This window comes from Zarconia navalis LEGE 11467 (assembly GCF_015207075.1).
Classification (GTDB): Bacteria; Cyanobacteriota; Cyanobacteriia; order Cyanobacteriales; family Geitlerinemataceae; genus Zarconia; species Zarconia navalis.
The window spans coordinates 1-7,974 of record NZ_JADEXN010000220.1 but is presented as its reverse complement, the minus strand read 5'-3'; the positions used below and the strand labels follow the sequence as shown (position 1 = coordinate 7,974).

Annotated in this window: 10 protein-coding genes and 1 pseudogene; 7 read left to right on the top strand and 4 right to left on the bottom strand. The window is 51.3% G+C overall.

Annotated elements, in window-relative coordinates:
• The 4 genes from IQ235_RS12630 to ndhN form a co-directional block, all read right to left on the bottom strand.
• Positions 1 to 1,833 (bottom strand): GAF domain-containing protein (locus tag IQ235_RS12630; protein ID WP_264321810.1); only part of this gene is annotated, 1,833 nt, incomplete at its 3' end.
• 250 nt (positions 1,834 to 2,083) lie between these two features.
• Entirely contained in the window at positions 2,084 to 2,689 is a 606-nt protein-coding gene (locus IQ235_RS12625) for a vWA domain-containing protein (protein ID WP_264321809.1), read from the bottom strand.
• Between the two features lie 72 nt (positions 2,690 to 2,761).
• Positions 2,762 to 3,178 carry a salt stress protein, Slr1339 family gene (locus IQ235_RS12620; RefSeq protein WP_264321808.1) on the bottom strand — a complete coding sequence of 139 codons (417 nt, stop codon included), beginning with the start codon at positions 3,176 to 3,178 and terminating at the stop codon, positions 2,762 to 2,764.
• A gap of 134 nt (positions 3,179 to 3,312) precedes the next feature.
• Entirely contained in the window at positions 3,313 to 3,786 is a 474-nt protein-coding gene (gene ndhN, locus IQ235_RS12615; protein WP_319592587.1) for an NAD(P)H-quinone oxidoreductase subunit N, read from the bottom strand.
• 756 nt (positions 3,787 to 4,542) lie between these two features.
• Here ndhN and rplC point away from each other — a divergent pair.
• The 7 genes and pseudogenes from rplC to IQ235_RS12580 form a co-directional block, all read left to right on the top strand.
• Positions 4,543 to 5,178, top strand: a complete 636-nt coding sequence (gene rplC, locus IQ235_RS12610; RefSeq protein WP_264321807.1) for a 50S ribosomal protein L3 — start codon at positions 4,543 to 4,545, stop codon at positions 5,176 to 5,178.
• Between the two features lie 78 nt (positions 5,179 to 5,256).
• Positions 5,257 to 5,889 carry a 50S ribosomal protein L4 gene (rplD, locus tag IQ235_RS12605; RefSeq protein ID WP_264321806.1) on the top strand — a complete coding sequence of 211 codons (633 nt, stop codon included), beginning with the start codon at positions 5,257 to 5,259 and terminating at the stop codon, positions 5,887 to 5,889.
• Positions 5,882 to 6,187 carry a 50S ribosomal protein L23 gene (locus IQ235_RS12600; RefSeq protein ID WP_264321805.1) on the top strand — a complete coding sequence of 102 codons (306 nt, stop codon included), beginning with the start codon at positions 5,882 to 5,884 and terminating at the stop codon, positions 6,185 to 6,187. Before rplD ends, IQ235_RS12600 begins: the two co-directional genes overlap by 8 nt.
• 79 nt (positions 6,188 to 6,266) lie before the next feature.
• On the top strand, positions 6,267 to 7,130 hold the full coding sequence (gene rplB / locus IQ235_RS12595; protein WP_264321804.1) for a 50S ribosomal protein L2: 864 nt from the start codon (positions 6,267 to 6,269) through the stop codon (positions 7,128 to 7,130).
• Positions 7,131 to 7,170: 40 nt separating this feature from the next.
• Positions 7,171 to 7,449, top strand: a complete 279-nt coding sequence (rpsS, locus tag IQ235_RS12590) for a 30S ribosomal protein S19 (protein ID WP_264321803.1) — start codon at positions 7,171 to 7,173, stop codon at positions 7,447 to 7,449.
• A 47-nt stretch (positions 7,450 to 7,496) separates the two neighbouring features.
• The gene (gene rplV / locus IQ235_RS12585; RefSeq protein WP_264321802.1) at positions 7,497 to 7,856 is read left to right on the top strand and encodes a 50S ribosomal protein L22; all 360 of its coding nucleotides are present in this window, start codon (positions 7,497 to 7,499) and stop codon (positions 7,854 to 7,856) included.
• 24 nt (positions 7,857 to 7,880) lie between these two features.
• Positions 7,881 to 7,974 (top strand): annotated as a pseudogene (locus tag IQ235_RS12580) (30S ribosomal protein S3); the annotation flags it as partial.

The window sequence follows — 7,974 nt, the reverse complement described above, 5'->3', positions numbered from 1 at the left end:
CTGATAGACGGCAAGCAAACCCCACAGTTGCGATCCCACATAGATCGCCACGATCGCATAGGCTCTCGCCTGACAGATTTCGAGAACCTTGAGGTAACAGTCGCTAAAGCCCGCCTCATAGATATCTTCGCAAACCCGATAGGTCTGACCTCTGGCAAACGCACCTCCTTGGGTTTCTTGTAGATAGCTGTCGTCGATCTTCTGGACTTCGAGCAAGTCTTTCACCGAGCATTCGTTGACATTTTCACTCAATTGAGGTTGCTGATGCTGTTCTTTCATCAGACAGTTCCAGCCAGGAACAACCGACTCGGCCACAAATTCGCCGCTCCAGTCGGGGTTGAAGCGGTAGATAACGACCCGATCGGCTTGGAGCAATCGGCAGACTTCATCGGTTGTTGTCTTAAAGACAGTTTCCACATCTAGAGACTGCCGAATTTTAGTCACCACCTCGTATAAGACTTGCTGCTGTTCTGTTGCCTGCTGCAACTTCGCCGTTCGCTCTTGGACTTGCCGTTCTAAGCTGGTATTGAGGGTTTTCACCTGTCGGTGCATCGCATCCTGCACGATCGCCGTCGCAAAGTGCTTCGCCAACGTTGGCGCCAGTTCGAGATCGTCATAGGTCCATACCGGTGCTCGATGGCCTAGGGATTGCTTCCACACTTCAAACGACTGTCGCGGGTATTCCTGCCGCCGATCGGGATCGAATTCTCCCGCCCATAACTTCTCGGTTTCGATCGCATCTCGAAATACGCTCAGATACCCGAGGGTTTGTTCGCCATAGCACAGGGGAACCATCAAAATGCCCCGAATTTGCGTGGGTTGAAAAGCCACTTGCAAGTTTCGTAACTCCGGCGTTCGATACAAGTCTCTTATCGCCCAAACCGAGCGTTCTTCCCGATCGAAATATTTCCCCCAAGCGCTGTACTGTTCCAGGATGGAATACATAGCTCGTTCCGACATGACTGGATTGCTACCACAGGTCAATAGTTGGGTCGCATCGATGTGTGTCAAATGATCCTGGGGCTGAGGCTGAGTGCTATCGATTCCATTGAGATCGTCAATGACCTCCTTTCGGAAGTAAAGCCGACCGCCCGATCCTCGAAAGGCTTTGACTGTTTCTTCTAAAGCCGTTTGTAAATCGATTGCGGCGATCGTATGTAAAAAGTTACCGATCCGATTAACAATAGCTTCTCGCTGTCCTCGTTGGCGGGCAACGGTAAGGAGATTCGCCTGAGCAATAGCCACCGCCAGTTGCTCGACAACCATCTGCACGTCTTTGAGTTCTTCTTCGGAAATAGTACGGGACTCGCTGTGGTGGGAGACGAGTAATCCCCAGAGTCGATCGGCTTGTAAAATTGGGATAACTAGCGACGATTGGACTCCCATTGCCGTTAGGTATTCGAGATGACAGGGATCGACGGAACGATAGCCAACCGGGTCGAACTCACCTTGTTCTAACTCCGAATCGAGTTGGAGGCTTTGACCGATTTGTTGCGTATCGACATTCACGATCGATCGCATTCGCGCCTTGACAAACAACTCGCGGGCGAACTCGGGGATATCATCGGCCGGAAAGCTTAGTCCCAGCAGCGAAGGGAGTCGAGTTTCATCTACGGATTCAGCAATTGTCTGACCGCTACCATCGGAATGAAATTTGTAAATTTTGACCCGATCGGTTCCCAGAAACAAACGGACTTCCGTCACCGTCACCGTCAGAATATCTTGCAATTCGGGCTCGGGCGAGCGTAACGCAAGTTCTGCAATTCGACCGAGCAAATGTTTGCGATCGCAATGGTTTGAAGTCGGAGTCGAATCAGCGCGGGTGAAGCTCATTTTGGAAACAGGAGGGTAAAGTAGGGCGAGAGGTCGAAAGGCTCTCCTATCTCCGTTGTAAGCTTAGTATGCGTAAAGTGACAAATTCTATTCTTTGATATCAGACCTTGAAAATACGTTAATGAAGTTGAAATGTAGAGAATCTTAAAAAAGGGTCGATTTGCTTGAAGACTAACACGTTAGCCATCGGCAAATCGACCCTTTCTAGAACGTTGCTAAATTGTTTTTCTAGATTGCCTCACCCTAGCAACTAATCTAAAATAGCATTGAGGAGAACTTCCGATAAGGTCGCGCCCTTCATGCGATCGAGCGGTACGGTATCGACGATATCGAACTTTGCTCCCGCCCCTTCTAGACGATCGTCGAGGGCTTTGAGAAACTCTGTCACCTTGGGGTCGTTACCCACTTGTACGAACGAAATTCCCAGCTCTTCATCTTTATCGATCTGGCGCGAAGCCTCGATCAACAATTTCATTACCCCTTTGCGATCGTTGGGTTCGCCATCGGTAATCACTAAGAAGATTTCCCCGTTTTCCTTCGCTTCTCCCCTCGATTTGCGCCCGAAATAATTATCCAGAGCATCCTTGAGGACGCTGAACAGATCTGTTCGTCCCACCGGCTCGTTTTCTTGGAAAATTTCGGTCACTTTATCAGCGGTTACGTTATCGTAGCGCCTAAATCGACTGGAAAAAACATAGACTGTAATCCCGTCGGGATCGAACTCTTCGCATTTTTTCGCCAGAGCGAAAGTAGACTCTTGAACGGCTTCCCAGCGGCTTTTTCGTTCCGCTTGGTCTTGGGTAGACATACTACCGCTTTTATCAATAATTAAGGTATAGTCGCGATTTTCGAGCATAACCACCACAGAAGACTCATGCCTTCAGATTTTAGCAGTTGTCTTGGGATTCGGGAGGGGTAACGATCGCTCTTATTTGAGGGCTTCTAGATAATCGATCGCAGCTTCGAGTTGGGAAGGATATCCCTGGGCAAATTCAGTAAACCACAACCCTTCCCCCGAATAGCGATCGAGGTTTTTCAGCCAGGTTTGGGCAACTTGACGCAAAGCTTGACGCTGCTGCTGCCGCTGTTGCTCTTGTTGGCGGCGCACTTGTGCTTCTCTTTCTTGCTGCTTTTGAGCTTCGAGGCGATCTCGCTGCTGATATTCGCCTCGAAGTTCGGCGATCGAACGATCGACATTCGCTGCAGAAGGATGAGGTGAAGGTGGCGCGGGAGTGGAAGGAGGAGACTGCTGGCGCTGTTGTTGCTTGACGGTTCGATCGCGCTCTTCGGCGCGATCTCCGTACTCTGCTTTGACCTGAGCGAGCAAGTCGTCAATCGATTCCATCAGGGGCGATCTCGAATGCCTACATCTACTAATATAACGCCCAGGGCTGAGGTTCGATTTTGGAATTGGGCTGCCAAGAATTCAGAGGAGAGTCAATGGTGAATAATGATTCTCTGGTTCTCCTCTGAGACAATTCAGGCTGGAACTAGCGCATCCTTCAGTGGCGTCCACCGAAAAACGCGATCGCTTCCCAATTCCACGGCCACTTTAACGCGAGGCTCTAAACTCGGTAGCACCGTCAGATACTCGATTTCTTGGGAGGAGAGTACTTTCCCATCGATAATCCACACTAGCAAACCTTTTGATTTGGCCGGCAGTCGATCGAGCTGCGAACTGATAATCGGCGGTAGGTAATACACCGGACCCACCGCACCGTCACCGTAATCCTTCTTACCCAGGTGGGGGGGACGAACACCGTGAATTCCGCGCAAGTAAGCTGCTAAGTCGCCCAATCCTCGCGCCGAGAGAGTGATGCTGGTATAACCTGCCGCGCGCAACCGTCGTTGGTAGCGACCTTCAAATCCGCCTTCGGCCGGGACGTGCAGTCCTAGCGCGCCGGACTTGTCCATATCTTTGATAAATTTTTTCCCAAAGACGAGCGGTATCATAGAATTTGACCCAGTGTTTCAAGACTTCTACTGCAATCAGTCATTTCAGGCATCTGCCCCAACCGAGTTGCAACAATCCTTAATAGAGTATAGGCGATCGCGTGAGGGTGAAGTTCGAGCCGGATTGAAGATCGACCCGACACAATTAATCGATCGATTTTAATTTAATTTTTAATTTGCCCGATCGCGGACTATTACTCCACCACACTCGTGCGCGACGAGTAGGGGTAGTGTCCCCTCAACATCAATGTGGCGAAGTACTAGACACAGGTCTCTTAGTTGTGTAAGATGTGAAATTGTGGCTTAAAAAGCTAGTCCAAAAGCTCAAAATTTGCCCCGTACTCACCGCTAGATAAAAGCGCGGGACTAAACTCCTGGCTCTATCGAAAAAGTACGATCGTGGCAAAGCCGGCGAATCTCCTGTAGCGCTCTTCACGTAAACTCTGAAGATCTACAGACACCAGCAAGGAAATCGAACCCGCGCGTAAAAACCGAGCGCGGTTGTCATGCTTACCTTGAGGATACTGAGTAGATCTCTGCTTAAGTCCTAGCCCGTTGGGGCAAATCCCGGCAGTACGCTTTTAGCTTAACTCACACCCTCGACCCATCAATCCGTGCGAATCCCGCGCCCAAAAAGCGCTTGCTTTCAATCGAATATTTGGGAATTTTGAAATGCGTTCTTCGTGTTAGATGAGTCTAACGATTCATCTAAGGCTAAGTTGCGAGTCAATCAATGACAAGGAGAAACAAGTTACCGTGTCAGTTGGAATTCTCGGCACTAAGTTGGGGATGACCCAGATCTTCGATGAAACGGGTAAAGCAATTCCCGTCACCGTCATCCAAGCCGGACCATGCCAGGTCACCCAAGTCAAAACCAAGCAGACCGATGGCTACAATGCCATTCAGGTGGGCTACAAAGAGGTTAAACCCAAGACGCTAAATCGACCTAAGCTCGGTCATCTAGCTAAATCCGAAGCGAGTTCCTTGCGCCACTTGCGCGAATATCGCGCGGAAGATTCTGCCGACTACCAACCCGGTCAATCGATTAGCGCCGACGTCTTGAGCGCCGGTCAAATTGTTGACGTATGCGGAACCAGTATCGGGAAAGGCTTTGCCGGATATCAAAAACGGCATAACTTCAAACGAGGTCCGATGTCCCACGGTTCTAAGAACCATCGCGCACCCGGTTCCACCGGCGCGGGAACGACTCCCGGACGAGTCTATCCCGGTAAGCGGATGGCCGGTCGTTTGGGGGGATCGCGAGTTACGATTCGCAAGCTGAGTGTCGTGCGAGTGGATGCCGAGAAAAATCTAGTCCTGATTAAAGGCTCGGTTCCCGGAAAGCCCGGTGCATTGCTCAGTATTGCCCCGGCCAACATTGTCGGGAAATAGCCAAAGAATCGCTCGAAGCTCTCGATGGCTAAAATCGAGAGTTTGTAAAAGCGCGCATCAAGACAAAGGACAGCAAACATGGTTAACTGTGTAATTCGGAACTGGGACGGAGAAGAGGTAGGGCAAGCCCCCCTCGAACTCCAAGTCGCCCGAGAAGAAAACGCCGCGCATATCGTCCACAGGGCATTGAGACGGCAAATGACCAACGCCCGTCAGGGAACGGCTTCGACCAAGACCCGTGCCGAAGTGCGAGGGGGCGGACGCAAACCCTGGCGGCAAAAAGGAACCGGTCGCGCTAGAGCCGGATCTAATCGTTCGCCTTTGTGGAGAGGCGGTGGAGTCATCTTCGGTCCCAAGCCGAGAGATTTCAATATCAAGATGAATCGCAAAGAGCGGCGACTGGCAATTAGAACGGCTTTTCAGAGCCGCGCCGAAGATATCGTCGTCATTGAAAATTTTAGCGAGCGCCTAGCGCGACCGAAAACAAAAGAATTAGTGAGCGCCATCGAGCGGTGGGGAATAGAACCCGGTGCCAAAGTCTTATTAATCGCGGCCGAAAAAGATGACAATCTTTTTCGATCGGCTCGAAATTTAGAAAGAGTCAAGCTAATTCTAGCGACAAATTTAAACGTATACGACGTACTCCACGCCGATCGAATTGCGATCGCCGCCTCGGCCATCGAAAAAGTTCAGGAGGTCTACAGTGACTAAACAACTCGATCCCCGCAAGCTTGCCGATCTGATCCGCCGGCCGATCGTAACGGAGAAAGCAACATTACTGATGGAAAACAATCAGTATACTTTTGAGGTCGATCGCAAAGCCACCAAGCCGGAAATCAAAGCTGCCATCGAAGCCCTTTTCGATGTAAAAGTTCTTAAAGTCAACACCCTAATCCAACCGCGTAAAAAGCGGCGCGTCGGTCGTTTCACCGGCTACAAGCCTCAGTACAAAAGAGCGTTCGTCAAACTCGCCCCCGACGATTCGATCGCTTTGTTCCCCGACGTCTAACCCCTACCCGTAGCGACTCACCCGTCTTTTGTCATTCACCAGACAGAGGACACCGGACAAAAGACAAAGGAAGAAAAACATGGGTATTCGTAAATACCGACCTTACACCCCCAGCACTCGAGAACATAGCGTTTCCGATTTCGCCGAAATCACCCGCAACGAGCCGGAAAAGTCTCTCACCCGGAACAATCACCGCCCCAAGGGTCGTAACAACCGAGGCGTGATTACCTGCCGCCATCGCGGTGGCGGTCACAAGCGTCTCTATCGCGTTATCGACTTTCACCGCAACAAGCTCAATATTCCGGCAAAAGTTGCGGAGATCGAATACGATCCCAACCGTAACGCCAGAATTGCCCTTCTCTACTATCAAGATGGAGAAAAGCGGTATATCTTGCATCCCAAAGGATTAGCCGTCGGCACGGAAATTATCGCCGGCCCCGAAGCCCCGATCGAAGTGGGAAATGCCCTACCGTTAGGCAGTATTCCCCTAGGTACGGCCGTGCATAATGTTGAGTTAACCCCCGGTCGGGGCGGTCAAATCGTCCGCGCCGCAGGTGCTAGCGCTCAAGTGGTCGCCAAAGAAGGAAACTTCGTCACCCTCAAGCTTCCCTCTGGAGAAGTGCGCATGATTCGCCGAGAGTCTTACGCCACCATCGGACAAGTGGGGAACGTAGACGCGCGCAACATCTCCTTGGGGAAAGCCGGACGTACCCGTTGGCTGGGTCGTCGCCCTCAAGTTCGAGGCAGCGTCATGAACCCCGTCGATCACCCCCATGGTGGTGGTGAAGGTCGTGCACCCATCGGTCGCAGCGGTCCGATGACCCCCTGGGGGAAACCCGCCCTCGGTGCCAAAACGCGCAAAAAGAACAAAGCCAGTAATAAATTCATCGTGCGTCGTCGTCGCAAATCTTCCAAGCGCGGTCGCGGCGGTCGCGATAGTTAACCATCCAGGTCTCATCCCCCTACGTAGCCGTTGAAATATTATGAGTCGATCGCTAAAAAAAGGTCCGTTTATTGCCGATAGCTTGATGACCAAGATCGAGCGACTGAATGCCCGTCAGGAAAAGCAAGTGATCAAAACCTGGTCTCGCGCATCCACCATCGTCCCTCAAATGGTCGGGCATACCATTGCCGTTCATAACGGTCGCGCTCACGTTCCCGTTTACGTCAACGAGCAAATGGTCGGTCACAAACTTGGGGAATTCGCCCCCACCCGAACGTTTCGGGGACATTCCAAAAGCGATAAAAAAATGCGGCGATAGTCTTTCGATTATGGAGATAAAAGAACACGATAAGGAGAAGCCGATTTATGGCTGTTGATACCACTTCCCAGGCAAAAGCGATCGCTCGCTATATCCGAATGTCTCCCCATAAAGTCCGTCGAGTTCTCGACCAAATCCGGGGGCGTTCCTATCGAGAAGCGCTAATTATTTTAGAATTTATGCCCTATCGCGCCTGCGATCCCGTTCTCAAAGTTCTGCGATCGGCCGTGGCCAATGCCGAGCATAATTTAGGACTCGATCCCACCGAACTGGTCGTCTCCCAGGCCTACGCTGATGGAGGACCGAGTTTGAAGCGCTACCGACCCCGCGCTCAAGGTCGAGCATATATGATTCGTAAGCCCACTTGTCACATTACCGTGACCGTGGCCCCAGAACTTGAGGAATAACCCCGCGATCGTAAGGATAGATTCATGGGACAAAAGATACACCCGATCGGTTTCCGTTTAGGAATTACCCAAGAGCACCGCTCTCGCTGGTTTGCTGATAGCAACCGCTATCCCGAAC

Bases quoted from the DNA above. Each gene is read 5' to 3' on its own strand.
- IQ235_RS12625 (WP_264321809.1), bottom strand. From the start codon at position 2,689: ATGCTCGAAAATCGCGACTATACCTTAATTATTGATAAAAGCGGTAGT.
- IQ235_RS12620 (WP_264321808.1), bottom strand. From the start codon at position 3,178: ATGGAATCGATTGACGACTTGCTCGCTCAGGTCAAAGCAGAGTACGGA.
- ndhN (WP_319592587.1), bottom strand. From the start codon at position 3,786: ATGATACCGCTCGTCTTTGGGAAAAAATTTATCAAAGATATGGACAAG.
- rplD (WP_264321806.1), top strand. From the start codon at position 5,257: ATGGTTAACTGTGTAATTCGGAACTGGGACGGAGAAGAGGTAGGGCAA.
- rplB (WP_264321804.1), top strand. From the start codon at position 6,267: ATGGGTATTCGTAAATACCGACCTTACACCCCCAGCACTCGAGAACAT.
- rpsS (WP_264321803.1), top strand. From the start codon at position 7,171: ATGAGTCGATCGCTAAAAAAAGGTCCGTTTATTGCCGATAGCTTGATG.
- rplV (WP_264321802.1), top strand. From the start codon at position 7,497: ATGGCTGTTGATACCACTTCCCAGGCAAAAGCGATCGCTCGCTATATC.